General features: G+C 45.4%; 21 protein-coding genes. 15 read left to right on the forward strand and 6 right to left on the reverse strand.

Translation table 11 applies throughout. The features are described 5' to 3' along the window. Positions 1-93: 93 nt before the first annotated feature. Positions 94-2028 carry a PTS 2-O-a-mannosyl-D-glycerate transporter subunit IIABC gene (mngA, locus tag ACE1OE_RS04240; RefSeq protein WP_449210259.1) on the reverse strand — a complete coding sequence of 645 codons (1935 nt, stop codon included), beginning with the start codon at positions 2026-2028 and terminating at the stop codon, positions 94-96. A gap of 338 nt (positions 2029-2366) precedes the next feature. Here mngA and ACE1OE_RS04245 point away from each other — a divergent pair, with 338 nt between their 5' ends. Then, positions 2367-3086, forward strand: a complete 720-nt coding sequence (locus ACE1OE_RS04245; protein WP_198593107.1) for a GntR family transcriptional regulator — start codon at positions 2367-2369, stop codon at positions 3084-3086. A gap of 197 nt (positions 3087-3283) precedes the next feature. Here ACE1OE_RS04245 and ACE1OE_RS04250 read toward each other — a convergent pair whose 3' ends face one another. The 4 genes from ACE1OE_RS04250 to mnmC form a co-directional block, all read right to left on the reverse strand. After that, a complete protein-coding gene (locus ACE1OE_RS04250; RefSeq protein WP_372060598.1) occupies positions 3284-3661 on the reverse strand; it encodes a diacylglycerol kinase in 378 nt (125 codons plus the stop codon). A gap of 4 nt (positions 3662-3665) precedes the next feature. After that, positions 3666-4739, reverse strand: a complete 1074-nt coding sequence (locus tag ACE1OE_RS04255) for a DUF4056 domain-containing protein (RefSeq protein ID WP_449210260.1) — start codon at positions 4737-4739, stop codon at positions 3666-3668. A 172-nt stretch (positions 4740-4911) separates the two neighbouring features. Continuing rightward, the gene (locus ACE1OE_RS04260; RefSeq protein WP_449210261.1) at positions 4912-5985 is read right to left on the reverse strand and encodes an ABC transporter substrate-binding protein; all 1074 of its coding nucleotides are present in this window, start codon (positions 5983-5985) and stop codon (positions 4912-4914) included. A 320-nt stretch (positions 5986-6305) separates the two neighbouring features. Next, positions 6306-8354 (reverse strand): bifunctional tRNA (5-methylaminomethyl-2-thiouridine)(34)-methyltransferase MnmD/FAD-dependent 5-carboxymethylaminomethyl-2-thiouridine(34) oxidoreductase MnmC, encoded by a 2049-nt coding sequence (mnmC, locus tag ACE1OE_RS04265; RefSeq protein WP_449210262.1) that lies wholly within the window; start codon positions 8352-8354, stop codon positions 6306-6308. Between the two features lie 174 nt (positions 8355-8528). Between mnmC and fabB the strand changes: the two genes are divergently transcribed. The 10 genes from fabB (at position 8529) to purF (ending at position 22822) form a co-directional block, all read left to right on the forward strand. Next, entirely contained in the window at positions 8529-9740 is a 1212-nt protein-coding gene (gene fabB / locus ACE1OE_RS04270) for a beta-ketoacyl-ACP synthase I (RefSeq protein WP_102471727.1), read from the forward strand. A 387-nt stretch (positions 9741-10127) separates the two neighbouring features. After that, complete coding sequence (locus ACE1OE_RS04275) at positions 10128-11261, forward strand: 4-phosphoerythronate dehydrogenase (RefSeq protein ID WP_449210263.1); 1134 nt, start codon at positions 10128-10130, stop codon at positions 11259-11261. Continuing rightward, positions 11258-12271 (forward strand): aspartate-semialdehyde dehydrogenase, encoded by a 1014-nt coding sequence (locus tag ACE1OE_RS04280; protein ID WP_102471724.1) that lies wholly within the window; start codon positions 11258-11260, stop codon positions 12269-12271. Before ACE1OE_RS04275 ends, ACE1OE_RS04280 begins: the two co-directional genes overlap by 4 nt. Positions 12272-12456: 185 nt before the next feature. Further along, positions 12457-16749, forward strand: coding sequence for a FimV/HubP family polar landmark protein (locus ACE1OE_RS04285; protein ID WP_449210264.1), 4293 nt, complete (start codon positions 12457-12459; stop codon positions 16747-16749). A gap of 189 nt (positions 16750-16938) precedes the next feature. Beyond that, positions 16939-17742: a tRNA pseudouridine(38-40) synthase TruA gene (truA, locus tag ACE1OE_RS04290; RefSeq protein ID WP_102471722.1), complete on the forward strand. Its 804-nt coding sequence runs from the start codon at positions 16939-16941 to the stop codon at positions 17740-17742. A gap of 167 nt (positions 17743-17909) precedes the next feature. After that, the gene (gene accD, locus ACE1OE_RS04295) at positions 17910-18836 is read left to right on the forward strand and encodes an acetyl-CoA carboxylase, carboxyltransferase subunit beta (RefSeq protein ID WP_102471721.1); all 927 of its coding nucleotides are present in this window, start codon (positions 17910-17912) and stop codon (positions 18834-18836) included. Between the two features lie 39 nt (positions 18837-18875). Beyond that, positions 18876-20159 (forward strand): bifunctional tetrahydrofolate synthase/dihydrofolate synthase, encoded by a 1284-nt coding sequence (gene folC / locus ACE1OE_RS04300; RefSeq protein ID WP_102471720.1) that lies wholly within the window; start codon positions 18876-18878, stop codon positions 20157-20159. Positions 20160-20175: 16 nt separating this feature from the next. Continuing rightward, complete coding sequence (locus tag ACE1OE_RS04305) at positions 20176-20721, forward strand: SPOR domain-containing protein (RefSeq protein ID WP_102471719.1); 546 nt, start codon at positions 20176-20178, stop codon at positions 20719-20721. Positions 20722-20782: 61 nt separating this feature from the next. After that, positions 20783-21271: a CvpA family protein gene (locus tag ACE1OE_RS04310; RefSeq protein WP_102471718.1), complete on the forward strand. Its 489-nt coding sequence runs from the start codon at positions 20783-20785 to the stop codon at positions 21269-21271. 36 nt (positions 21272-21307) lie between these two features. Next, complete coding sequence (gene purF / locus ACE1OE_RS04315) at positions 21308-22822, forward strand: amidophosphoribosyltransferase (protein WP_449210265.1); 1515 nt, start codon at positions 21308-21310, stop codon at positions 22820-22822. 56 nt (positions 22823-22878) lie between these two features. Here purF and ACE1OE_RS04320 read toward each other — a convergent pair whose 3' ends face one another. After that, positions 22879-23754 (reverse strand): LysR family transcriptional regulator, encoded by an 876-nt coding sequence (locus ACE1OE_RS04320; protein WP_102471716.1) that lies wholly within the window; start codon positions 23752-23754, stop codon positions 22879-22881. 355 nt (positions 23755-24109) lie between these two features. Between ACE1OE_RS04320 and ACE1OE_RS04325 the strand changes: the two genes are divergently transcribed. The 4 genes from ACE1OE_RS04325 to apt all read left to right on the forward strand — a co-directional run bounded on the left by ACE1OE_RS04325 (position 24110) and on the right by apt (position 26597). After that, entirely contained in the window at positions 24110-25213 is a 1104-nt protein-coding gene (locus ACE1OE_RS04325) for a response regulator (RefSeq protein WP_449210266.1), read from the forward strand. A gap of 171 nt (positions 25214-25384) precedes the next feature. Beyond that, positions 25385-25516 carry a hypothetical protein gene (locus ACE1OE_RS04330; protein ID WP_372060585.1) on the forward strand — a complete coding sequence of 44 codons (132 nt, stop codon included), beginning with the start codon at positions 25385-25387 and terminating at the stop codon, positions 25514-25516. A 13-nt stretch (positions 25517-25529) separates the two neighbouring features. Next, positions 25530-25922 (forward strand): YbaN family protein, encoded by a 393-nt coding sequence (locus ACE1OE_RS04335; RefSeq protein ID WP_449210267.1) that lies wholly within the window; start codon positions 25530-25532, stop codon positions 25920-25922. Between the two features lie 129 nt (positions 25923-26051). Next, the gene (apt, locus tag ACE1OE_RS04340) at positions 26052-26597 is read left to right on the forward strand and encodes an adenine phosphoribosyltransferase (RefSeq protein WP_102471713.1); all 546 of its coding nucleotides are present in this window, start codon (positions 26052-26054) and stop codon (positions 26595-26597) included. The last annotated feature ends 8 nt before the right edge of the window (positions 26598-26605 follow it).

Here is a 26605-nt window from a genome sequence, read left to right on the forward strand (position 1 = left end):
GCCTGTTGAGCAGTAACGAAATTAGTTTTAAATTGGGAGAGCAGATGTTTCGAAAGGGCCACAGCTTTGCTGCGCCCTTCCATTTCCTAATGGTTAGTTCTGGGTCGCTATCTGGGCGTCAAATTTGCCCTTTTTTATAGCATGGGATCTCCATGCTAGCAGCGTGATAGTTGAAATGGCGGTACCGACAAGCGCAGCACCAAACCAGATTGCGGCAGCGGTGAAAGAACCGAGTCCAGCATCGTGGAGTAAGAATATTGAGAAGATACCTGCACCAGGAGTCGATAAGCCTACACCTGCGGCGCCAATCATTGCCCCTGTGACCACAGAGCCAAGTAAGAAGGAACCAATCACACGGATAGGATCTTCTATTGCCATTGGGATGGCACCTTCAGTGATCCCAGCAAGACCTAACAACCAAGTGGACTTGCCGACTTCAATCTCAAAGTCTTTAAATAGGCGAGGCGCAATCATGGTTGAGGCGGTAACCGTAAACGCGGAGACCATTTTCACTGAACCAAAGATGGCGTAAGGGCCGTAAACACCGTTAGCCATCGCCCCAAGACAGAACGCATAAGCTGCTTTGTTGACTGGACCGCCAAGGTCAAAGGAGACAAATAGGCCAATCACAGCACCGAGCAGCAGTGCATTCGTTCCTGACATGCCGTTGAGCCAATCAGTAAGCCCTTGGTTTAACCAAGCGACCGGCTTGCCAATAACGAATAGCATCAATGAGCCGACGACTAACGTGCCAATGACTGGATACAAATAGAATGTTAGGAAGCCGTTGAATGAAGGACTCAAGCGGATGTTTTCTTTCACCCAACGCATGATGTAACCAGCAAGTAAGCCACCGACTACGCCACCAAGGAATCCTGCGCCAATTAAGTTAGCGGCAATACCAGCGGCGAAACCAGGACCCAAGGCCGGTTTGTCAGCAAGCGAATAAGCGGTGTAGGCCGCTAATACCGGCACCATGAGTGTACCAAGTAAGCCACCACCTAGTTTGCGGTACATCCACAGCCACGACCCATCGGTCGCATACAGATCTTGCAAGTCGAAAATTTGGGCAATAAGAACGGCGACTGCGAGAACGGTGCCCCCAGCAACAATCAAGGGTACGGCGTAAGAAATACCAGATAGAAGCGCTTGCTTGAGCTCGGTTTTGAGCGGTAATCGTTTCGGCTTGTCTTCGGTGGCCAATGTACGACCGACCCCGGTGCTGTTTTTTCCCGCGTCGATTGCATCGTTTAGAATGCGTTCTGCATGCTTAATGGGTTCGGCGACCGGCACTTCAATGCGCGGAATACCGTTGAAGCGCTCGACTTCCTTGATGGCCACTTCTGCGGCAAATACGACGGCGGTGGCGTTGTTTAGTTGATCGGCTGTCAGGCGATCCTCAATACCATTCGCCCCTTGTTTTTCAACGTGGACGTTAAAGCCAAGTTTTTTACCGGTTTTTTCTAAGTACTCAGCGGCCATGTAAGTGTGAGCAATACCTGCAGGACAGGCTGTTACACACACAATTGTCGGTGCGTCTGCCGCAATGGTGCTGGTGCTCTCAGGCTTGGTTTCTTCTCGACTAAGCTGCGTGTAAATTTGTTCTATAGTTGTAGCATTGAGTACCGCCTCACGGACATCATCATCCACTAGGGTAGTGGTTAATTCTGTGAGGAGCTGCATGTGAGTAGAGCCGGCTTCGGCATTTGGAATAGCAATAAGGAAGATGAGGTTTACATCCTCGTCTTCGTCTAAACCTTTCCACTTTAGATCCTCTTTCAAAGTAGCCATTGCAAATGCGGCTTCTTTGACAGCATCTGTCTTGCCATGAGGGACGGCAAGTCCTTCTCCAAGAGCCGTTGGTCCTTCATCTTCTCGTGCAAATACAGCACGTAAATATTCGTCTTTATTATGCAGTTTGCCTTGTTGATTTAGTTGTTCGGCAAGTGCTTTTATCGCCTCATCACGACTCGTAAACGTCGTTTGTAGGTTGATTAGCGATGGGTTGGTAAGAGATGTCAAATTCATAATCTTTGTCCCGTTGTCACATTCCAATATTGCTGTGTCATTCAACAATGATTGAATAATACCTTTCAGATACAAATATTCCGTGATCAAGATCGAATTTGAATTAATATATGTATTAATGTTGTATTATTTGTATTGTTTAATTTTAATTTGGTGCAAACAAATACTTGTCATACATAAGACAACTCGTATCATGTAGGTTATGAGGGTACCTTAGTGAGTAAGTGTAGTTCAGCACACAAAGAGACGACCGAGAATCCAGGTGGTTGATTATTTCCTCGGAATTAAAGCCGCGCAGGCTATGCTGCGCTCCTGTGTATTATTTTGAAGAGGTTAAAATGGCTCGTTTGCCAATGTATCGAAAAATAGCCGATGCTATTCGAGAAAAAATTAGTATTGGAGAATACAAAGTTGGTGAAGCTTTGCCAACAGAAGCCCAGTTGCGCGAAGAATTTTCTGTCAGTCGTGTCACCGTTAGGCAAGCATTGAAATTATTGGTAGAAAACGAAGAGTTAGAAAGCGTGCAGGGCAGCGGAACGTACGTGAAAGAAAGCAAAGTGAACTACGATATTTATCAACAAAGCAGTTTTGCAGAGAAATGGGCGCATCTAGAAGGCGTGACACATAGTGATGTATTGGCATTTGAGGTTCAGTCTGCGTCGTTAACGATGGCAGAGCATTTAAATTTGTCTGAGGGTGACCAAGTTTTTTACATTAAACGTGTTCGTTTTCTGGATGAAAACCCTATCACAGTGGAAGAAACCTGGATGCCGACCGAGATGTTCCCAGATCTGACCTACCAAGTGATGCAGGCTTCTAAGTATGATTTCATAGAAAATAAGAAAGGCTTGGTGATTGATCGGAGTGAGCAAGAAATTATTCCAGTTCTTCCACCGAAAGATATTGCTGATTTGTTGGGTATTGAGCTAGGCGAACCTATCATAGAGAAGCGAACGCGTGGTCACCTACATGATGATACGGTCTTTGAATACAGCCGGAATTATTTTAAATCGAGTGATTACAAATTTACACTCGTTGCCAAGCGTCAGAAATCGTAGGTGGTGAGGTTGATTGAACGGTGCTTCCGAGTTATTTAATGTCGCCTGTTGATATGAATATTTGGTTCGAATAATCATTGTTGCGCATCGCTTTCCACCACATCCATTCAAAAAAGGTCTACTCACTATGAGCAGACCTTTTTCATATTAGAAGCACGATTCAATACAGAGTGAGTTACGTGTTTTGTTGCCGTTTTTTATCGTACAAAGTGAGTCCACAATACACTGGCCCAAATGAGTAGGGCGAATCCAATAGCAACAAATACGGCAGCAGAGCCTAGATCTTTGGCTCGACCAGACAACTCATGGCGATCCAAGCCAATTCTGTCCACAACTGCTTCAACCGCTGAATTCATCAACTCCACCGTAATGACAAAGAGTACGCTGCCAATGAGTGCCGCTTTTTCAATGAGAGTGATATCAAGTACAAAGGCTATTGCTACTGCCGCTAAAAGACCGACCATCTCTTGTCGAAACGCTGCTTCGTGTTTCCAAGCCGCCATCAACCCAAACCAAGAGTATTTAGTGGCGAGAAGTATACGTTTGATACCGGTATTTTTTTGCATGTCAGTCATAGCGTTAATTCAACTTCATTGATAATGCGTCATTGCGATTGTTAGTGTGCTTATCATCTTCGACTTTGGCGATGTTAGCGAGCGTTTGAAAATCCTCGAATGTCCATATTTCTTTTGATTTCAAAGCGTCGGGCAGTATATCAAACGATTTGATGTTGTCAGCTTTTACCAATTGAAACTGCCCGAATTCTTCTAAGTGCGCATAAGCACTGAGTGAAGATGGCGTACCGTCACTCACGCCGTTCGGGACTAAATCAAGACTGAAATGATAATCACGTGTTTTCACCACCCATTTGTCAGGTAGGCGTTTGCTACTGTCCCACCAGATACCATCAATCGCCTTAAAGCGGTCAATGGTGGTGTCTTTGTCTTGAGCATCAAGTCGTTTCAAATGTTTACGAAAGTACTGAGGAAAAAGAATGACAAATTTCTTCTGTGTGATGTTCGGATTGATTTTTATCATCTCTAAAGCAATATGCGCGCCCAGCATGTTGGAGTACAAATCTTCTGGGGAAAACGCAGAGGGATATTCTTTGAAACCCCCAACTGAAACGAGCCCGTACCATTGAGCAATCTCGTGCCATTGCGCTAAACGAAAGGCCAATACTGCGGCCAGTTTGGCTTCTTCGTGGTTTTTGGAATCTAATTGGCCCAAGTTGGTCAGTTCAATACGACGCTCGCGAAGCTCTTCGGTTAATTCAATAGACAGTGTATCGCTATCGCGGTTTTTTATTGAATGATAGAGATAGAAGGTGAAGTCAGCAGTGTCACGAACGTGTGCGGTATCGATAAATCCGCCCTTGTTAGAAAAAATCAGACCGTTCGATTCTTTTGATGCGCCGAATAAACTGCCGACGACACTCGAGGAGCCGTCATTAAACTCGTGGGCATCGATATCTTCGATATCAAGCACGTTGTTGATCGAGAAAAAAGGCACTGGGACGCTGCCGAGTTCTGCTTTTAGGCCTGTTCCAAAGGCGCAACATGGTCTTAGCCCTACCGGTACGGTGTCGGTTGAGGCAAAACTGGGTTGCAGTGAAGCAAACAGTAAACTAAAGAACAAAAAAGCAAATTTCATAGAAAACCAAAATGTGAAGGGTAAAAAATAGAGCCAAGCAATATGGAGTTTGCTTCGACTCGTCTTGTCAGGGTGGCGATAAAATATCGCGGCGGCGATCATGCCATTAAATAACGGTCATGTTTACCATTTCACGCCACTTGCCAATAAATGTTTACAAAAAAGCGCATTTTTATTGATCAATTGAAATCTGAATGAAAGGATTTACAGGGTTATTGTTGAGGTCGATGCCTTTAAAGTCGATTTCCGCCCATCGCTTCTCATATAAATCGGTATACAAAGCTGAGGGTTCATCTATCAAATTAAAGAGAGTGAATCTTGTGCGCTGTGGCCACTCAACGCCATTTTTGTGATGATGTATCTTAATGAGTGCTAGCCCAAGGGCGGTAAAATCACCGCCGCCCAATACCGCTATTTGACCTTCTTTTAGCTGACTGAGCACTTTTTCAGAGGTATTGATGGTGCTGATTAACACATCATCTCGACCGGCGATTGTTTCTTCTCTCTCATCTAATGCTCGCTGGATGCCAAAAGCCATCTGATCATTCGCTGTCCATGCATAGCGAATATTAGGGTGCAACGATAAGAGTCGTTTTGCTTCGCCATAAGCGGTGTTTTCGTCCCATTTAGCGTAAGTGTGCTGGACAACGTTTAGGCCATCAACTTGTGTGAAAAAAGAGACCGCCCCAGCTTCTCTCATCGTTGAGGCAGGCGTGGTGTCGCTAGAAAATAGCAATACATCACCACCGCGTTGCTCCCCCTTGTCGTAAAGGGCTTTAGCGGTGAGGTAGCCAATACGAAAATTATTTGCAAACACACCGGGTAACAAGTGTTGTTGCCAGTGAGGCTCCAACTGCACCTCAACTAAATCGGTTGGATTAAGATTGTTGACGACAAACAAAGCGTGTGAAGAAACATCAGTCAACGATTCAAGTAGCTTCCTTCCCGTTTGAGCTTCATTGACTAAGATTATGTAGTCCGGCGTGGCCCCTTGAGATATTTTTTGACTCAGGCGTTGTTGAGCAAGGAGTGGGCTACGGTTTCCATGAACGACCTCAAGATTGATATTGAGGTCCGTCGCTGCCGCTTGTGCGTAATTGATCACGTTATACCAAAAACTGTCGTCTTCGTATCCGGGGTTAACAAACAGGACATAGGGTGTCGAGTTCGACGCTGGGTTCACATCTGCATCCACTGTCGCGGTCCATAGCAAGCAATATATGAAGAATTGTTGCGTCCATTTCATGCTGCTCTCCTTATGCTTTCTTGCAGTATGGGAGCTGTTCGCAATAGTGTCTATGCAAGCAGTTAAGTATCCTTTGTGGTTCACGGCTTGTCTCAGTTCTAACACGTAATCTCTATTGTAAGAGTACTGAAACCGGAGAGATCCGGCTCAAATGTAAGACAGGACACCGGAGACAGCGGTTAAGCAAACAAACAAAGGGACAGTGGACGACTTAGAATGAATATAGTCATGGGTACATGAAGTAATGAAGGAGGCGTTAGGCTTTCGCCTCCTTATTTGAGAGTAAATGGAGCCTGATTTAAATGATAATTGGTGACTCGTTATCCAAACAAAGGTCGTGATTTTTTTATTCGACGAATCCAGGTTCGACTTGGGTGCATGCCGGATAACAAATCAACCGGGAGCGGAAGTGGATCGCCACAGATCTGTGAGATCAACATCTCGGCGACAAGAGGTGCAGAGCTTAAACCGCGAGAGCCTAGTCCTAACATGCAAAACAAATTGTGATGTTCAGGTACGGCTTTTATTGTCTTGGGTGAGTGACCGTGTAGTGTTTCAAGGGCCTCAAAATCCGTGACTTGCCCGACGAATGGTAAGTGGTCACGACTGACGCTTCTTACGCCTTGGCGTGCTTGATTGCCTGAGGTATCAATGTCGTTAACCCAAGCCGTATCGGGAAGGCAGCGTTTTATTTTATCTTGGTTGTCAAACTGAGCACTGGCATCAAAATCGTGATTGACGTTATCTTTATCGTAACTCGCACCAATGCAGTGGGTATTGGTTGCAGGATTACTGGGTGTTAAATAGCCGTCATAGCACAATACGGTTTTCAGTTGTGACAGTGAACTCGTAGTGGGAATATGACTGACTTGTCCTTTTACAGCTGACAGATGTAAGTGCTGAGTTTGCTCTAATTGCGCAAACTCATGGCCATTAGCAATGATAACAAGGTCAAACACGGCATGATTTTGTTCTTGGTGACTGACGGATTTCGAATGCGCTTCTGCCGACGCTGTTGGGGCGGTTTCAATTGACCATTGATGATTGGCTAATGGTTTAACCGCAGTCACATTGGTGGAGAAGTGACAATTGAGTAATTGATTTTCTTCTGCTTGGTTTATGAGACCTTGTGTGAGCTGCGCGGGACATAACCATCCTCCTAGCGGGTAGCTAACGCTCGAAAATGGAGACGCCAAGCCTAATGTCTGGCTGGTTTCGTGCGCACATAACCCATGAACAAGTGGCCTAGGAAACTGCCCTTTGAGCATTTTGTTGAGTTTGATGTCAGATTTCTCATCCCACATCAGTTGCGTGACGCCGCACCAATCATGATCAAATGGAAATAATGCGCTGGCTTGTTCCGCAAATTGCCTTGCATACAAGAAAGAAGGCGCGAAGACTCTCGATACCCCTTTGTGTTCACCATTGAGGAGCGGATACACTGCGCCTTGACGGTTTCCTGATGCACCTTCAGCCGCTTGAGCGTCTTTACAAAATAGGGTTGAGGCGATACCGCGTCTTGAGAGGGCCGTGATTAGGCTGGCGCTGGCAATACCTCCGCCGATAATAGCAATGTTGCCAATTTTTTCTGGTGTCGTGCGTTGATAAAATGGGTCAAAGTTGCTGTAAGGCTGTTTGTGTTCAAGTTTACCTGCAATCATTTCTCGCTTGGTGCCAAACCCTTTTACCTTCTTCATGCTGAAACCAGCCTCATTGAGACCACGACGTACAAACCCTGCAGCAGTAAACGTTGCGCAGGTTGCGTCTTGCTTCGCGAGTTTGACCATGCCGTTAAACAGGGTTTGGTTCCACATTTCTGGATTTTTGCTTGGCGCGAAGCCGTCTAAAAACCAGCAATCGACCACACCTTGTTCCGGTGTTGGCACTAATGGCATGCAATCTTTGATGTCACCAAACCAAAGGTCCAAGGTAATCATACCGTCAGCGAGGACTATTCGATGACATTCAGGCACGGCTATGGGATAGTGCGCTTGCAGCTGTTTGGCAAATGTCTCTAGTTCAGGCCAAGCTTTGTGTGCTTTCGCGAGATCTACTTTGGTGAGCGGGTATTTTTCAAAGCTAATAAAATGCAGTTCTTTTAGTTCGGCATCGGGATGTTGTAGGCGAAATGCCTCAAACTGTTGCCAAGCAGCAAGAAAGTTCAACCCAGTACCAAAACCTGTTTCGGCAATGACAAAGCGTCGATCTTCTATGTCGTGCCAGCGTTGAGGAAGGCCGTTTTTTTCCAAAAAAACATAGCGTGTTTCTTCGAGTCCGTTTACGTTAGAGAAGTAAACGTCGTCAAATTGGTCAGAAACGGGTGTACCAGCTTCGTTCCAATCGAGTTGAGCGTGAGTGATAGAAGTCATAATATTGACACTTAACTTGTGTTATACCCATTGTATAGTCGTTATCACAACTACAGTTATGAGGCATCAGTTGCAGTAATTGATGTGAATTGTACGAATTTATGGGAAAGCTGACCACTTTTATCCCGTAACTTCGTTATTATTTAGCAGTTTTGAAATTTATAGGAATGTCACATGAAACGAGTCGTAATTACCGGTATGGGTATTGTTTCGAGCATCGGTAACAACGTTGAAGAAGTTTTAGCGTCTCTAAAAGCAGGCCGTTCTGGTATTAACGCCTCTGAGCAGTTTAAAGAAATGGGCCTGCGTTCTCAAGTTTGGGGCGATCTGAAAATTAAACCTGCTGAGCACATTGACCGTAAGAAAATGCGTTTTATGGGTGATGCGGCGGCGTACGCGTATCTTTCAATGGAGCAGGCTATTGCCGATTCTGGATTGTCAGACGAACAGGTTTCAAATGATCGCACTGGTATAGTTGCGGGTTCTGGTGGTGCTTCTGCACTTAACCAAACGATCGCAGTTGATACGATTCGTGAGAAAGGCGTTAAGCGCGTTGGCCCTTACATGGTACCTCGTACGATGTCTTCAACGGTTTCAGCTTGTCTGGCTACGCCATTCAAGATTCGTGGCGTTAACTACACCATGAGTTCAGCATGTGCGACATCAGCACACTGTATTGGCCATGCGATGGAGCTGATTCAACTTGGTAAACAAGATATTGTTTTTGCTGGTGGCGGTGAAGAGCTGGATTGGACACAAACGATGATGTTTGACGCCATGGGCGCTTTGTCTACTAAGTACAACGATGACCCAACGAAGGCATCACGTACCTACGATGCAAACCGTGATGGTTTTGTTATCTCTGGTGGCGGCGGTATGGTTGTTGTTGAGGAGCTTGAGCATGCATTGGCTCGCGGCGCAACGATCTACGGTGAAGTCGTCGGTTACGGTGCAACATCGGATGGCTACGACATGGTCGCTCCATCAGGTGAAGGCGCAGTGCGTTGTATGAAGATGGCGATGCAAGACGTCGATGGTGTTGATTACGTGAATACTCACGGTACGTCTACACCGGTCGGTGATGTTAAAGAGCTTGGCGCGATTCAAGAAGTGTTTGCCGGTAACAGCCCTGCGATTTCAGCAACAAAAGCCATGACGGGTCATGCGCTTGGCGCTGCTGGTGTGCACGAAGCGATTTATTCAATGCTGATGCTTAACCATAGCTTTATTGCCCCAAGCATCAACGTCGATACTCTCGATGACGCTGCTGAAGGCCTAGACATTGTGACTGAAACTCGCGAACAAGAGTTGAATACAGTGATGTCAAACAGCTTTGGTTTTGGCGGCACGAATGCAACCTTAGTGATTAAAAAATACCAAGCTTAGTTTCTAGTTTCTAGTTTCTAGTTTCTAGTTTCTAGCTTCGGTATCTGGATGCTCAGTTTAGAAGTTTCCAGAGCTGACTGACTAACCTCAGTCGCAGACGCAAGTTTTGACTCCCTGGAGAGCGGGTCGAAATCCTTTTGTTCTGGATATTGCCCGGCCTTTTTAGGACGGGCATTTTTCTTTGTACAAAAGAAAACTATCCAGAAGTCCACTCAGCAGGTACTTCTCTAGCAACATAAGTAAGGTGTAGATAGTCGCATCACCGAATGCTGTTTGTACCTAATAGGTGAGCCGCACGTTTTCTTCGGTGAAACCTTTCTCGACACCTTGACGTTTATCTTGCACAATTCACCCCTATTAGAAAAGGTACCCATCAGGAACTAAGTAATGAAGATTATTGTCGATGAGGCGATGCCTTATGCTGTTGAATTATTTCAACAGCTTGGTGACGTTGTAGCGATGCCTGGGCGTGAGCTCACAGCGGACGATTTGATTGATGTTGACGCACTAATGATCCGCTCGATCACCAAAGTGAATGCGACGTTGCTTGAAAAAGCGAATCGACTGAAGTTTGTTGGCACCGCAACAGCGGGTATGGACCATGTCGACCAAGCCCTGCTAAGCGAAAAGAATATCTTTTTCACGGCGGCTCCTGGCTGCAACAAAGTTGGGGTGGCGGAATACGTCATGAGCAGCTTAATGGTGATTGGCCAGCAACAAGGTTTCTCTATCTTTGATAAGACGGTGGGTATTGTTGGTTGTGGCCAAGTAGGCAGTTATCTTCAACAATGTCTCGAAGGTATCGGCGTACGTGTATTAATTAATGACCCTATCAAGCAACAAGAAGGGGACACTCGCACTTTTACTGACCTAGATACTTTGCTTGAGCAGGCTGATGTGGTGACAACACACACGCCCATTACGAGAGATGGATCCTTTCCGACGCATCACCTGATTAATGAACAGCGGCTCAATCAGTTTCGCAGTGATCAAATACTGATCAATGCGGCGCGTGGACCGGTGGTCGATAATCAAGCGCTCAAACGTCGTTTGCAAAAAAATGATGGGTTTACCGCAGTTCTCGATGTCTTTGAATTCGAGCCAAAGGTTGATTTTGAGTTACTACCTTTGCTAACGTTTGCGACCCCTCATATCGCAGGCTATGGTCTAGAAGGGAAAGCACGCGGAACGACGATGATTTTTAATCGTTTTTGTGAGTTTATGAAATTAGATGCTCGCGCCAATCCAGATGCATTATTACCAGTAGCGCCGATTCCAGAAGTCTCCCTCAGTAGAGAGTGGAATGAAGCGGTGCTTCATAACTTAACGCAGATTATCTACGACGTTCGTAAGGATGACGCCGTTTTTCGTCGTGAGATCCACAACGACAACGGTTTTGATAATATGCGTAAACATTATTGGGACAGACGCGAATATGGCGCTGTCCGAGTCAAGGGTGATGCTAATTGTAATTTGGCACCTTTGGCACAGTTAGGATTTCAAATAGAGGTAAACCAATGAGCCAACAATTTAATATCGCTGTATTCGGAGCAACAGGTGCTGTAGGTGAAACTATGGTCGAAGTGCTGCAAGAGCGTAAGTTTCCTATGGGCGATGTTTACCTTTTAGCGAGTGAGCGCAGTGAAGGCAAAATCTACCGTATTAACGGTAAAAGCGTTCAAGTTCAAAATGTGGAAGAGTTTGATTGGTCACAGGTTCATATCGCACTCTTTTCTGCAGGTGGCGAACAATCCGAAAAATGGGCACCGATTGCAGCAGAAGAAGGTGTTGTTGTTATCGATAATTCTTCACATTTCCGTTATGACTTTGATGTGCCGCTTGTCGTTCCTGAGGTGAACCCTGAGGCGATTGCTGAATTCCGTAACCGTAATATTATTGCTAACCCTAATTGCTCAACAATTCAAATGTTGGTTGCGTTAAAGCCGATTCACGATGCGGTGGGTATTGAGCGTATTAATGTGTCGACCTATCAATCCGTGTCGGGCGCAGGTAAAGCCGGTATTGACGAGTTAGCGGGTCAAACGGCGGCATTATTAAATGGCCGACCAGCAGAAAACAGTGCTTTCAATCAACAGATTGCTTTTAACTGTATTCCACAAATTGACCAGTTTATGGATAACGGCTACACCAAAGAAGAAATGAAAATGGTGTGGGAAACGCAAAAAATATTCAATGACCCAAGCATTATGGTCAATGCCACATGTGTGCGAGTCCCAGTATTTTATGGTCATGCGGAGTCGCTACATATTGAGACTAGCACGCCGATCGACGCAGAAGAGGCGTCGCGTTTACTTGAACAAACCGACGGTATTGAGGTTTTCCATGGCCAAGAAATGCCGACACCGGTTCGAGATGCGGGTGGAAAAGATCATGTAATGGTCGGTCGTATTCGTAACGATATTAGTCACCACAGTGGTCTTAACATGTGGGTAGTCGCTGATAACGTCCGTAAAGGAGCCGCAACGAACGCGGTTCAAATTGCCGAAGTACTGATTCGAGATTACTTCTAAAACTTGTGTTGTTTTTAATCAAAGGCCTCCTAGTGAGGCCTTTGTTGTATCTTATGGTGTGAACTTGATGCGATTATCATGCTTGATTCGTGTTTTTTCCCAGAGAACCTATAGTTTTGAGAGAAATATCCGATATAGTACAGAGATAAGTTTTGTATTTACAATCGCAGACAGCTGAGCCTTCCATGCATCATTTTTTAAAGCGTCTACTAGTGGCCTTAGCACTAGTTGGAGCGACAACGCCTTCATCTTTCAGCGCTGATACTATTCGCCTTTCTGGCCCGAATGGTGAATTGTTGGACGCCCCACAATATTCAGAACCAGTGCGCCCAGCGGTGGTTCAATTGAACGAGCAGCCTTCTCGCTATTACGGCCCAACAGCCAAGTCCGAAACCTTGTGGTCTATTGCATCAAAGTTTAAACCTGCTGGCGCAACGGTACAGCAAACTATTTATGCTTTTTATGAGCTTAATCCGGGTGTTTTCGAAGATAAGAATATCCATAAGCTGATGCCAGGCAACCGCCTACGTGTTCCGTCGCCAGTACAGATAAATCAGGTTGATCGTCAAGAAGCGTTGTCGGTGTTAGCGGCGCATCAACAAAGGCTCAATTCTGCGGTAACGGCGAAGCCACAAGTTGCTAAGCCAGAAGCTACTAAGCCAGAAGTTGCGAAGCCAGTTAAGGTCACACCTTCATCTACCCCTCCGCAGGTAACCAAACCAGAGAAAAAAGAGTTGAAGCCGGTTTCAGAAGCGTCCCCTTCGACCAGCGAATCAATTATCGATAATAAGGAGGCCGACAAACCGGCATCAACCGATACCGTCGAAGCCAACCTGACGAGTACGCTACAAAAAGAGTTAACACGTTCTGAAGGTGAGCTGGTTTCGTTGGAAGCACGCAACCACCAGTTGCGATTGATGCTTTCTGAAGTTCAGCAGCAGGTGGATACGCTGAAAGATGAGGTCAATAATGAAGGGCGTATTCGTAGTGAAGTAGAACGTCAGTTATTGGAAGAAAAACGCAAACAAGACGAAATGCAACGTTTGGCCCCAACCACAATGGACACATGGCTTGCGAACCCGTGGATTGTTGGTTTACTGGCTATTTTGCCGGCGGCGCTCGTTGGTTTATTAGTGATGTTCTTCATGCGCTCACGAAAGCGAAAAGACCCTGAGGAAGAGGTTCAAACTCAGTCGACGAACGATATGCCTGATATCGCAATGGCCGATGCAGCCGTGTCAGGTGCGGCTGTCGCGGAATCACAAGACGACGATTTATTCTCTGATGAATTGTTTGGTGATTTTGAAAGTAATAACGATGTGGACGACACTGCGCCAGAAAGCAGTGATCCAGTCGAAGACGATATTTTTGGCGACTTAAATGAAGGTGACTTGGACTTCAACCTTGACGATGAGGAAGATCCGTTCGCCAGTATTGGTGATGATGGTGAACTTGATATCGGCTTTGTCGACCTAGATAGCAGTAATAACGGTATCAGTGTTAAAGATGGCGAGAAGGCTCTAGGGCTCGAGGAAATGGAACGAGCACTTAATGATGTTGCCGTTCCAGCTGATGATCTTGAGGATCTGAATCTTAACCTAGATGAAGATGACGCAGACCCTGTTTCCCAGCAAGAACTCGATGACTTGTTTGCCGATATTAGTTTCGAAGAACCAAGCTTGGATGAACCCTTGGAGAAAGAGGGGGCCATCAATCAAGCTGAGATGGATGAGCTATTGTCAGAAGCATTTGATCTTGAAGCTTCGGAAGAGGATGTGCCAGATACAGAAAATCTGAGCCGGTCTGAAGAGCAAGCCGCCTCGCCTGAGTTGTCGGATAACGCGGATGACATAGCGGTTGATAATGCAGATATTGATGATTTGTTTGCTCAGTTCTCGCAAATGGATATGCCGTCAGAGGCGTCTGCAGAGTCAGGCGACGCTGATACCTTCGATGCCAATAGCTTCGATGCCAATAACATCGATGATAGTGCAACGAATGACAGTACTGCCTTACTTGATGAGATGCTGGAAGAGGACTTCGACTTATCGGATATCTCTGATACCGATTTGTTGCTAGAGGAAATCGTTGATAGTGAGGCATCGACAGAGACGGATAGCCTTGATGATGCGATGGGGAGTCGTACAAGTGAATCTCATCTGAATGACGATATCAAGCTAGATGAAAACAGCACCGATCTTCTTGACGAGTTCATGTTTGAGCACTCATTTGACGAATCTTCGGAAGCGAACAATGAGTCACTTGCGTTGGACCCGTTTGAATCAGGCCAACTGCTTACTGAAGATGACGGTGACATCGACTCGGCTACGCTATCCACTGAGGCTGAGCAACTGAAAGAAGCCGAACAAGATGCGTTTGCCGATTTGTTCAGCCGCGATGAAGAATCGATTGCTCCAACTCATCATCAAGATGTGAGTCTCACTGACACTGACACTGACACTGACACTGACACTGAGCTTGATAATATCGACGATATCGATGCTCTGTTAGCTGAACATGGAAAAGAAACGAAAGCTGATGATCCGATCAGCGATGATCCGATCAGTGATGATATTGACGCGTTGCTGGCTTTGCATGGTGATGCAAATGAATCACCACAATCCACCGAGTTTCAACAGCCATTAGATTCACAGCCGTCATTAGATACACAACAAGTTGATGAAGATGCTTCTGACCTCGAAGTAGAAGCCGTGGATAAGGCAGGTACCTCGATTGATGAGGCTGAATTTGACATTGATTCAATACTTGAACAGCACTCGATAGCCGAAACATTAGATGGTGCTGCAACCCAAGAAGCAACGTCACCTGGTGTGAGTAACGAGCAATTGGCAACGGATGCGTTGGCACAAGACGTTGCAGACGCTCATGCTAACAACTCGAATGCAGAGGATTTTAGTTTACCCGAGCATCAAATGGTGCAAGAGGATTCAACAGACGCATCGAACAAGCGTGACCTGCAAGCTTCGAACCTAGATTCCAGTGTGTTATCTCAGCCTGATTCCGAGTTTGACTTTTCCCCTCAAATTGAGGGTAGTAGTGATACCCGTGTGGACGACGTGGATCCGCAAAGAGAGCAAGCTGAGCTTGATACGTTGGTCGAAAATGAGTTTGGTATTCCCCAAGATGATGACTGGCTTGTAGAAGATGCGCCTGAAACGCATTTTGACACTGAAAACGAAGCCGAGCCTGATCATAGCCCTAATCTAGACCCGGGCGCTAAGCAGGCGCAAGCCGATCTCGACGCTGCTTCTGTGGAACACGAGTCTATCGATGTTGCACCGGCAGAAACTATCTTCGAAACACCCGAACAGCAAGCATCAGATGATGATTTCTTAGATTCAGCGTTGAGTAGTGAATACAACGAAGCACAAGCACTAGCTGACTCTGAGGATGAATTCCAGTTTACCGCTGATGAGGAGGCCATCGGAGAGGAAGCCAACTATGCGGTTAGTGATACGGATTTGCCGGAATACAGCGAAGAAGATGCGCTAGCTGACGTGCTTGCGATGGGAACCTTTGAAGACGAGTCAGAATCGTTAGGTAACCAGAATAATGCCGCGCTTGGCGATCTGAACCGTGAAGACGTGCCATCAAATGACAGTATACAAACATCGGCAGAAGATGCGCTTGTGCAAGATGACGCCGTTCCCCTTGAACCAGCTGAAGATAATGTGCTGACTGATCGCTCGTCTGACGAGAAAGCGTTGAATCGTTCGCCAGAAGTGACAGAGGTTGTAAAACCTGAACTCGATCTAAACAAAGAAATGATAGGGGAAACATTAGATCACTCGGAAATCGATGCATTAGCCGATGCATTCTCTATGGTAGATACACATGCCTTAGAACAAGAGGGTCAATTAGGTGAACTGCTCACTGACAATCAGCGTACCTTCAGTAACATCAATCCTGTTGACCAGACAACCGCTGACAGTGCTGGGCTGGACCTTGCCGCAATGCTAGAAGAGAGCGGATCGGCGGATGATGGTGAGGACTGGAATGGATTTTCGCTGACCGACGACCAAAAAAATGCGATTGATGAAACCATTCCTGCTGAAGAGCAAGCGATATGGAATCAGGATGCCGGTTCACTGAAAGCGGCCAAGAATGAAGATTGGTCATCTCAAGACCCGCTAGAAAATTTTGCCGACAAGCAAGCGCAGTTCATGACCATTGATGAATTGATGGCACAAGTTAATGAAGAGCCGATGCCAGAAGAAGAGGAAGAATTGCAGCTTGACGTCGGTCTGGATGAATTCCCAGACGTTATCGGTAATGTGACCGAAATTGATGTGGATGACGATTCTGAAGCAGCAGGTAATCTAGATTTAGCGAAGATTTATATTGAGATGAATGATTTTGATGGCGCGAAAAAGCTGCTTGAGAAAGTGTTAGATGATGGATCTGATGTATTGAAGCAAGAAGCCCAAAACGTTCTCGATAAAATGTCAGCGTATTGATAAGAAAAAGCGACGAAGACGTCGCTCTTTCTTGTCAATAAGATATTGCTTTCCCTTCAGTGAGCCAGCTAAAAGGGTTTGTTAGTGTGTCGTTAAACTTGAGTTGACTGGCCGGGTCCAATTGGTAATCTAGGTATTTATGTATATACTTTGCCACCCGGTAAGAATGACGAGTGTTCAGAGATAAGTATGAGAGTTGCATTAGGTATCGAATATAACGGTGCTAATTACTATGGTTGGCAAAGACAGCGTGACGTGAATAGCGTTCAAGCTGAGTTGGAAAAAGCCCTATCTGTTGTGGCCAATCAACCGATCGACGTGATGTGTGCAGGGCGAACAGACGCTGGCGTTCATGGCACAGGGCAAGTCGTACATTTTGATTCGCCAGTGGTACGCAAGTCAGCGGCATGGACAATGGGTGTGAATGCTAATCTGCCTAAAGATATCACGGTCCGTTGGGCGACAGAGGTCTCTGATACATTCCATGCGCGTTTCTCGGCTACCGCTCGTCGTTATCGATATGTGATCTTCAACCACACATTGCGACCTGGTATTTTATCTAATGGTGTTAGCCACTATCATGGCCAGCTAGACGTTGAAAAAATGCAGCAAGCTGGACAGTTTTTGTTGGGCGAAAACGATTTCACCTCGTTTAGAGCGATTCATTGCCAATCACGAAGCCCGTGGCGCAATATTATGCACCTTAATGTTAGTCGCCATGGACCTTATGTGGTTATCGACATTAAAGCGAATGCATTTGTTCACCATATGGTACGAAACATTACCGGTAGCCTCATTGTTGTTGGGCGTGGTGAGCAGTCGCCCGATTGGATTAAATGGCTTTTGGAACAAAAAGATAGAAAGCTTGCCGGGGCAACCGCAAAAGCGGAAGGCTTGTATCTAGTCGACGTAGACTATCCTGATGAGTACGCGCTCCCAAATGTACCCATTGGGCCTTTGTTTTTTCCAGATGATTTGAACTCTGGTTGGTAAATTGACTCAAATGAAAGAGTTAAGCTGGATCCGTCTAGAAGGTACTACCAGTAAGGTACAACCAGTTTTTTATCTACAGTGGCGTTGTAATGTGGTTTAATCCTCATGCATATTTGAATTCAATACTCGCGCTATGACAGCGGGGGTCACAAAAGAAAAGGTCTTCCATGAGTTGGCTTGAAAAGATATTAGAAAAAAGCAACATAGTTACCTCACGTAAAGCATCGATTCCTGAAGGTGTATGGACGAAATGTTCATCTTGTGAGCAAGTCCTGTATCACGCAGAGCTAGAGCGTAACCTCGAAGTCTGTCCTAAGTGCGACCATCATATGCGTATGAAATCACGTCGCCGCTTAGAAACCTTTCTCGACAAAGAGAATCGCGTTGAACTCGCGACTGAGTTTGAGCCGCAAGACAAGCTGAAATTTAAAGATTCAAAGCGTTACAAAGAACGTATTTCTACTGCGCAGAAGAACAGTGGTGAGAAAGACGCACTTGTTGTTATGCAGGGCGAATTACTTGGTATGCCTGTTGTGGCTTGTGCTTTTGAATTCTCCTTTATGGGCGGGTCTATGGGCTCGGTAGTCGGTGCTCGCTTTGTGAAAGCGGTCGATGCAGCGATTGAAAACAACTGTGGTTTAGTTTGTTTCTCAGCAAGTGGCGGTGCGCGTATGCAAGAGGCATTAATGTCTTTGATGCAAATGGCTAAAACCAGTGCTGCGCTTGAACGCCTATCGCAAAAAGGGTTACCGTATATCTCAGTGATGACTGACCCAACAATGGGTGGGGTTTCTGCAAGTTTAGCGATGCTAGGCGATATCAATATCGGTGAGCCTAAAGCGCTGATTGGTTTTGCAGGTCGCCGCGTTATCGAACAAACCGTGCGAGAAGACTTACCTGAAGGCTTCCAGCGCAGTGAGTTCTTGCTCGAGCACGGCGCCATCGATATGATCATCGATCGTCGTGAAATGCGTCAACGTGTCGGTAGCATGTTAGCCAAAATGACACGCACAGCTTCTCCTTTGGTTGTTTCTGTTGAAGATTCTCCAGAAGAAGCAACATATGAAGTACCCGAAGCGGACGAAAAAGGGTAAAGTACTCATTAAGTTATCATTGTAGATATTGACTGCTAAATGAGTTCACAATCCATTCCACAAGCCACATCTTCATTACAGGTGTGGCTTGATTATTTGCAAAGCATTCACACTAGTGCCATTGACCTTGGTCTGGAACGTGTGGCTGTTGTTGCTGAAAAGGGCAAGTTAACTAAACCTGCTCCTGTTGTTATTACTGTCGCTGGAACCAATGGCAAAGGCTCGACCTGTGCATTGATGGAGGCGATTTTACTAGACGCTGGTTATTCTGTTGGCGTTTATAGTTCTCCTCATCTTATTCGCTACAACGAACGTGTTCGTATCAATGGCAATGAACTTCCCGATGCCTCCCATGTTGCCGCTTTTGATTATATTGAGACACTTCGTGGTGATGTGAGCTTGAGCTTTTTTGAGTACGCGACACTAGGCGCCTTAAAGCAATTCAAGGACCAAGGTGTTGAAGTGCTCCTCCTAGAAGTCGGCCTTGGTGGCCGCTTGGACGCCACGAATGTTGTGGACCATGACGTATCGGTGATTACCAGTCTTGCTGTCGACCATGTCGATTGGCTCGGTGATGACATTAATGTTATTGGTTATGAAAAGGCCGGCATTTTCCGCTCAGGTAAGCCTGCTATTTGTGGTCAACCCAAACCGCCTGCAACGGTTCCCGCTCATGCTGATGATATTGGTGCAAATTTTTATCAAACTGGAATTCAGTTTAACTATAAAGAGACGTCTGACACCACCTGGTCTTGGCAACATGGTACGTTCTCACTCGAAGACCTACCAATACCAGCTTTGCCGTTGATGAATGCTAATACCGCTATAATGGCTTTGGGCGCAGCGGAACTTAATATTTCGGATGTTAACATTGTCAATGGGCTTAACTCTGCCACGTTACCTGGACGTATGCAGGTATTAGCAGGCAATCCGACTACGATTTTAGATGTTGCACATAATCCACATTCAGCCGAATACCTCGTTGAGCAATTAACTAAGCAGCACCCATCTCAGACTTTCCGAGTTGTGATTGGTATGCTGCATGACAAAGATGTTCAAGAAACAATGCATGTACTTAAGCCATTAGCTAAAAAATGGTATTTAGCATCATTGTCAGGGCCTCGTGCGGCGAGTGCACAAGAGCTTAGAGACTGCTTGGATGACTCGGTTGTGTCATCACAATTTGAGAACCCTAAAGCGGCATATCGTTGTGCGTTCAATGACGCTAATCCAGATGATATCGTCTTGGTATTAGGTTCTTTCCATACGGTCGGAGAAATCCTTGAGGATTGCGAAAATTTGGACCAAGCGCATCACCGCTAAATCATAAGGAGTAGAGATGGCCAGTAAATTTCAAAGTCGCTTGATTGGAACCATTGTGTTGGTTGCGGTTGGGGTCATTATTTTACCAGATCTGTTAGATGGTAAAAAACTGCATTACAAAGAAGAATTCGCCAGCATTCCATTAAAGCCTGAATTAAACTCAGACGTAGAAAGTTTTGAAATTCTTGAACCTGAGGATGCATCAGCTGTCTTGCCAGACTCACCGGTAATGGCGACAGTAGATGAGGCTTTTGATGAAAAAAATGACACTGAGTCGGTTGTCGATGTGGTCGTCAAAGACATACCAGAGCGTAACGACTATGCGGATAGCGCATGGATTATTCAGTTGATGGCCCTTAAAAATGCGGAAAATGCACGTGGTCTTGTGGCCGATTTACAAAAACGTGGCTACCAAGCGCATGTAAAACAAGAATCGAATTTTACTCGAGTGATCATCGGTCCCGATGTTTCTAAAAGTAAATTGGAGACGCAATTGGTTGAATTGGAGAAAATTACTGGTTCGAAAGGTCAATTGCTTAAATTTAAACCACTAAATCCATAAGAAAACGTTTGCGTCGCGTTTTTTTCTGTTAAAATGCGCGCCAACTTGAGATGAAGAATTCATGAATTGGTTAGATTTTGTCATTTTGGGTGTGATTGGGCTTTCTGCTCTAATCAGCTTAGTTCGCGGTTTCGCTAAAGAAGCCATGTCGTTAGTTATTTGGTTTGGCGCATTTTTTATCGCCAGTCAGTATCACGCTAAACTTGCGGTGTACTTTACCAACATTGAAGACGATATGATTCGGAGCGGTGCCGCAATTGCTGCTCTGTTTGTCGCAACACTGGTTGTTGGGGCGTTAATTAATTATGTACTAGGGCAGTTGGTTCAGAAAACGGGTTTGTCGGGTACAGACCGAGTATTGGGTGTGGTATTTGGTGCGTTGCGAGGCGTGCTAATCGTATCAGCAGTGCTGTTTTTTGTGGATACCTTTACCGCATTGAACAACAGCGAGTGGTGGGAAAGTTCACAACTTGTACCGCACTTTGAACTGGTCATCCAACCGTTTTTTGAACACATCGAAGCAACTTCTAGTTTCCTGTCTGGCGCATAATTGCGCCAGCTAATGTCGCAAATCGAGGATTAGGACATGTGTGGTATTGTTGGAATCGTTGGCTCTACGCCTGTGAATCAGTCTATCTATGACGCTTTGACCGTTTTACAGCATCGTGGCCAAGATGCCGCTGGTATTGTTACCATAGAAAGCAATCGTTTTCGTCTGCGTAAGGCGAATGGTCTCGTAAAAGATGTTTTTGAAGCGAAACACATGCAACGCCTGCAAGGTTGTGTGGGAATCGGTCACGTACGCTACCCAACAGCAGGTAGTTCAAGTGCATCGGAGGCTCAGCCTTTCTACGTAAACTCTCCTTTTGGTATCACTCTGGCGCACAATGGTAACTTGACGAATGCCCATGAGGTACGCGAAAAGTTGTTTGAGAAAGACCGCCGCCATGTCAATACTACCTCTGACTCAGAAGTTCTATTAAACGTGTTGGCACATGAGATCGACACCGTTAAAGGGAATGTAACCTCTGATGATGTATTCCGTGCCGTAACGAACGTTCATCGTTCAATTAAAGGCGCGTATGCGGTAGCGGCAATGATCATCGGCCACGGTATGGTTGCATTTCGTGACCCACATGGCATTCGCCCGCTATGCCTAGGCAAGCGTGAGATTGATGGTAAAACCGAGTATATGGTGGCTTCAGAATCCGTTGCACTTGATGCAGTCGGTTTTGATTTTATTCGTGATGTTGCGCCGGGTGAGGCGATATATGCCACATTTGATGGTGAGTTGCATACTCGTCAATGTGCGGACAGCCCTGCGCTTAATCCTTGTATTTTCGAATTTGTCTACTTTGCACGTCCTGACTCATTCATCGATAAAGTATCGGTTTACAGTGCTCGTGTAGAAATGGGTAAAAAGCTGGGTGAGCGCATTAAACAAGAATATGCCGACCTTGATATCGATGTTGTCATTCCAATCCCAGAAACGTCGTGTGATATTGCACTGCAAATCGCACAGGCGATTGATAAGCCGTATCGCCAAGGGTTTGTTAAAAACCGTTATGTTGGCCGTACCTTTATCATGCCTGGTCAGCAGCAGCGCAAGAAGTCAGTGCGTCGTAAACTCAATGCCATTCGCTCTGAGTTCAAAGGTAAAAACGTGTTGCTTGTCGATGATTCAATTGTTCGTGGGACGACATCTGAGCAGATTATCGAAATGGCCCGCGACTCAGGTGCGAATAAAGTATTTATGGTGTCAGCGGCGCCTGAAGTTCGTTTCCCTAATGTTTATGGTATTGACATGCCGAGTGCCAATGAGTTGATTGCACACGGTCGTGACAATGACGCAATTTGCCAAGCAATTGGTGCTGACGCGCTTATCTTCCAAACGTTACCAGATTTGATAGAAGCGGTTGGCCTAGGTAACCCAGATATTAAGCGATTCGATACCTCAGTATTTAACGGCGAATACGTCACGGGTGATATTGACCAAGAGTACCTAGAATTCTTAGATTCACTGCGTAATGATGACTCTAAGGTGCAAAGAGAGATTCAACAAGACTTAGCGAACTTGGAGCTACATAACGAAGGCGCGTAACGCAACTTCAATATGATAAATCAAAAAAAACCAGAGTTAAACTCTGGTTTTTTTATTTAATGAATTGAGTAATCGATGACAAAGTCGATGAACAATCGCACTTTTTCAGGTAGATGATCTTTGTGGTTATAAAGCATATAGATGTCACGTGGGTTGGCGCTCCAATCTGGTAAGACACGCACCAATTCGCCGTTATCAATATACTCTTGAATCATCACGTCTGGCATTAACGTAATGCCTAGGCCAGCGGAACACGCTCTTCTGACTACATTAAGGCTGTTTGCTTCAAAGCGGCCCTTCGCGTTATTGATCACTGACTCGCCACTGCTGTTTATTAACTGCCACTTAATGAGCGGTGCACCCTTCAAAAGTCGATGAGCGCTCAACTCTTCTGCGTGAGCCGGTTCACCATTTTTTGTCAAATAACCAGGTGTGGCAATCAAGATATCTTTCACTGTGCTAAGTTTGCGTGCAATGAGGCTTGAATCGCGTTGTGGACCGACGCGAAAGATGACATCCCATTCGGTAGGATCAAGTTGGTCGGCATGATTACTTGTTGTTAGTTCTAAGCTGATGTCTGGATACTGCTGCATAAAATCGTTAAACATCGGCATAATCATACGTTTGGTCAAGTTCGACGGCGATGAAATCTTAAGCTTGCCTGACGCTCCCTTACACTCATCGGCAATTTCTTCTGTCGTCGAGGTCAATCGATGTAACAACGGCGAGCATTCATTGTAAAAGCGCTCACCTGCTTCTGTTAATGATAGTTTGCGAGCGTGACGATTGAGTAATCGTAGGTTGAGAGATTCCTCTAATGCTTGAATACGTCGAGTTATAGTCGCAACAGGGATCATGGTTTTTCGTGAAGTTGCAGTATAACTTCCATTTTCAACAACAAGTCGGAATAGGTTTAAATCATCAAGTTTCATATTGTCAACTATTTGTATTAATTAGTTTTATTATTGCTCAGCCTAACAGGCTTAACTTAGAGACAGTCGCACATCAAAGGCTATCAATAGCGCAACGAGCGGCTGAGAATGACGTAATATCAACGAGTTGGTTAATTCACAGACACCTAGCTATTGTATTAGATATTTAGACAAAGGGGTACATTTGTATAAAAGACTATTTTTGCCTACAGTTAAGATACTCAGAAGCCTAAGGGCTTGGAGGGCAGTAATCAACTAAATGCATTATTATAGCGTTTCTTTGCGATATGAAGTTTGGTGCAAACTAATAAAAACTATAACTAACGCTCAATGAAAATTTGTGAGGCGTAATTTTATGTCTAAAACGAACAGTCAAGTGGCAGAAGTCTGCACCCACCAGCAGAGCCATGCGCATATCATGGTGGTCGATGATGATCCTGTCTTTCGTCGTGTGACTCGAAATTATTTGGAAGCCATTGGACATGGAGTCAGTGAGGCGCAAGATGGCTTAGAGGCATTAAAACTTCTCAATTCGTCACGCCCTGATTTAGTGTTATGTGACCTGTCTATGCCATTACTTACGGGGATGGAGTTTGCAGAAGAAGTGCGTATGGAGTATCCGTCTCTTCCAGTAATCGTCATCTCTGCCACGGGAGACATGGCCGACGTAGCGAAAGCATTGCGCTTTGGTGTGAAGGATTTTTTGACTAAACCTATCGTCGACTATCATCACCTCAATGATGCCATTGATAACGTGTTGCAAGATAACTCCACTGTTGATGAGCAGGGCGATTTTTTGAGTCGCTGGTTTCGCTTAGAAGAGGGAGAGAAGCCTAACTCGCAAGATGAGCAAGAGTTACATTGGCATCTACAGTTTTTGCAAGAAAACCCTAACGCAGCCCGTGAATTACTGACGGCTTTGTTACCAGAAAAAGATTGCTCTTTGGGGGCATGGCGCAGTAGCTATAGAATGTTGCAGTCAGCTAACACATTGCCATTGGTGTTTGATTTTTCTTGGCTAATGAGTGGTCAGTTGGCGTTTTACTTGGTGGATGCCTCTTCGAGCGAGGAAGGTGGAATCGCCAGTACTTTGCTTGTTAGAGCATTGTTTGATGACTACATCAGGCGTGTTCAGCATAATAGTGTCGATCTAAAAGACTTAGCGACTAACATTGAAAACGGACTGGAATGCTCAGCAGGGGCTTTTCCGGTGGATGCGCTGTTTGGTGTGATTAGTTTGTCGGAAAGAACCTTGTCAATCTTACCTGCAGGCTTAGATTGTCGATGGCAAAATGAAGAGGCGCATTTTCAAGTGGCGGGTGGACAACGATTAGGTGAAAACTGCGTAAGGAACTTTATGACCAAAGATCTTCCAGTCCATACCTCAAGTAAACTTTCAATGAACCAAGTTGGTACATCAAGCTTTAGTTGGGATATTCGCTTATCTCAAACTGATTGAAATTATTTCTACGAATAACCGTACAGTTAGTCTGTTTTTGAAGGATTGTAATTAATATATAGTGCGTATGTTAATGAAATGGAGGTATTGTCTTCCAGTTTCATTGCTTTTTAAACGCGCGGTGACCGCGTGTTACGCCATATTAAGAACCAATTCATTAAGAGCAAAGTTATGTCTGATACAGAATTCAAAGAGCCTTACAATCTCTACTATTTTTTAGGCTTTATTGCCGTATTGCTTATCCCTACGCTTCCCGCTACTCTAACATGGCTTCGTATCATGAATGGGTATGCCACCTTTTGAAAATAGAATTATTATGACTCTGCGACAACTCTTATGGAGTGTCGCAGGAGTATTGTCGGTCATTCTTGGGGTAATAGGAATTATCCTTCCATTACTACCCACCACGCCCTTTTTACTATTAGCCAGTGCTTGTTTTTTGAAAGGAAGCCCTGAGCTCCATCGTCGATTGCTCGCTCACCCCAAGCTTGGCGCGGTCATATTGATGTGGGAGCATGAGCGCGCGGTGACGCTCGCGACACGTAAAAAAGCCGTTGTTTTCATTTTAATCAGCTTCCTGCTGTCGATTACCTTAGTGCCACTTTTTTGGTTAAAGGTTATGCTCTTTTTCCTTTGTGTGATTGTTTTAGGCTTCTTTTTGCAGATTCCTGTGAAAGAGTCGGTTGCTGATAACAGTGAAAGTCACTAAAATTAGGGGATTGTACGCTCGCTTTTGGCGAGTGTTTGTTTTTAGGCCAACAGCATTAAGGTGTGTTTTGCTGCAAGCAATTGACACTTAAATCATTGGGCACTGATTGACTTCTCCAGAGAACGAATTATGACCACCGACAAAATTTCACAGATCAAATCCAGCATTAAAAGCATCCCAGATTACCCAAAGCCAGGAATCCTTTTTCGTGACGTGACGAGTTTGATGGAAGACCCTGAAGCCTATCGAGCTACCATTGCATTGTTGGTTGAAAAATACCAGGGACAAGGCTTTACAAAGATCGTTGGTACGGAAGCTCGTGGCTTCTTGTTTGGTGCTCCGTTGGCATTAGAGCTTGGTGTTGGGTTTGTGCCCGTGCGTAAGCCAGGGAAATTACCGCGCGAGACGGTGTCACAATCGTACGAGTTGGAGTATGGCACTGACACATTAGAAATCCACACCGATGCGATTACTGAAGGTGATAAGGTCCTAATGGTCGACGATTTACTGGCGACTGGTGGGACAATTGAAGCGACCACTAAATTGATTCGTCGTCTTGGTGGTTCGGTTTCGGATGCGGCGTTTGTGATCAATTTACCTGAAATCGGCGGTGAAAAACGTCTTAAAGCTTTAGATTTAGATGTCTATAGCATTTGTGAATTTGAAGGCCACTAATCGGGATG

This window comes from Vibrio sp. E150_011 (assembly GCF_053544015.1).

Bases quoted from the DNA above. Each gene is read 5' to 3' on its own strand.
- mngA (WP_449210259.1), bottom strand. From the start codon at position 2,028: ATGAATTTGACATCTCTTACCAACCCATCGCTAATCAACCTACAAACG.
- ACE1OE_RS04245 (WP_198593107.1), top strand. From the start codon at position 2,367: ATGGCTCGTTTGCCAATGTATCGAAAAATAGCCGATGCTATTCGAGAA.
- ACE1OE_RS04250 (WP_372060598.1), bottom strand. From the start codon at position 3,661: ATGACTGACATGCAAAAAAATACCGGTATCAAACGTATACTTCTCGCC.
- ACE1OE_RS04255 (WP_449210260.1), bottom strand. From the start codon at position 4,739: ATGAAATTTGCTTTTTTGTTCTTTAGTTTACTGTTTGCTTCACTGCAA.
- ACE1OE_RS04260 (WP_449210261.1), bottom strand. From the start codon at position 5,985: ATGAAATGGACGCAACAATTCTTCATATATTGCTTGCTATGGACCGCG.
- mnmC (WP_449210262.1), bottom strand. From the start codon at position 8,354: ATGACTTCTATCACTCACGCTCAACTCGATTGGAACGAAGCTGGTACA.
- fabB (WP_102471727.1), top strand. From the start codon at position 8,529: ATGAAACGAGTCGTAATTACCGGTATGGGTATTGTTTCGAGCATCGGT.
- ACE1OE_RS04275 (WP_449210263.1), top strand. From the start codon at position 10,128: ATGAAGATTATTGTCGATGAGGCGATGCCTTATGCTGTTGAATTATTT.
- ACE1OE_RS04280 (WP_102471724.1), top strand. From the start codon at position 11,258: ATGAGCCAACAATTTAATATCGCTGTATTCGGAGCAACAGGTGCTGTA.
- ACE1OE_RS04285 (WP_449210264.1), top strand. From the start codon at position 12,457: ATGCATCATTTTTTAAAGCGTCTACTAGTGGCCTTAGCACTAGTTGGA.
- truA (WP_102471722.1), top strand. From the start codon at position 16,939: ATGAGAGTTGCATTAGGTATCGAATATAACGGTGCTAATTACTATGGT.
- accD (WP_102471721.1), top strand. From the start codon at position 17,910: ATGAGTTGGCTTGAAAAGATATTAGAAAAAAGCAACATAGTTACCTCA.
- folC (WP_102471720.1), top strand. From the start codon at position 18,876: ATGAGTTCACAATCCATTCCACAAGCCACATCTTCATTACAGGTGTGG.
- ACE1OE_RS04305 (WP_102471719.1), top strand. From the start codon at position 20,176: ATGGCCAGTAAATTTCAAAGTCGCTTGATTGGAACCATTGTGTTGGTT.
- ACE1OE_RS04310 (WP_102471718.1), top strand. From the start codon at position 20,783: ATGAATTGGTTAGATTTTGTCATTTTGGGTGTGATTGGGCTTTCTGCT.
- purF (WP_449210265.1), top strand. From the start codon at position 21,308: ATGTGTGGTATTGTTGGAATCGTTGGCTCTACGCCTGTGAATCAGTCT.
- ACE1OE_RS04320 (WP_102471716.1), bottom strand. From the start codon at position 23,754: ATGAAACTTGATGATTTAAACCTATTCCGACTTGTTGTTGAAAATGGA.
- ACE1OE_RS04325 (WP_449210266.1), top strand. From the start codon at position 24,110: ATGTCTAAAACGAACAGTCAAGTGGCAGAAGTCTGCACCCACCAGCAG.
- ACE1OE_RS04330 (WP_372060585.1), top strand. From the start codon at position 25,385: ATGTCTGATACAGAATTCAAAGAGCCTTACAATCTCTACTATTTTTTA.
- ACE1OE_RS04335 (WP_449210267.1), top strand. From the start codon at position 25,530: ATGACTCTGCGACAACTCTTATGGAGTGTCGCAGGAGTATTGTCGGTC.
- apt (WP_102471713.1), top strand. From the start codon at position 26,052: ATGACCACCGACAAAATTTCACAGATCAAATCCAGCATTAAAAGCATC.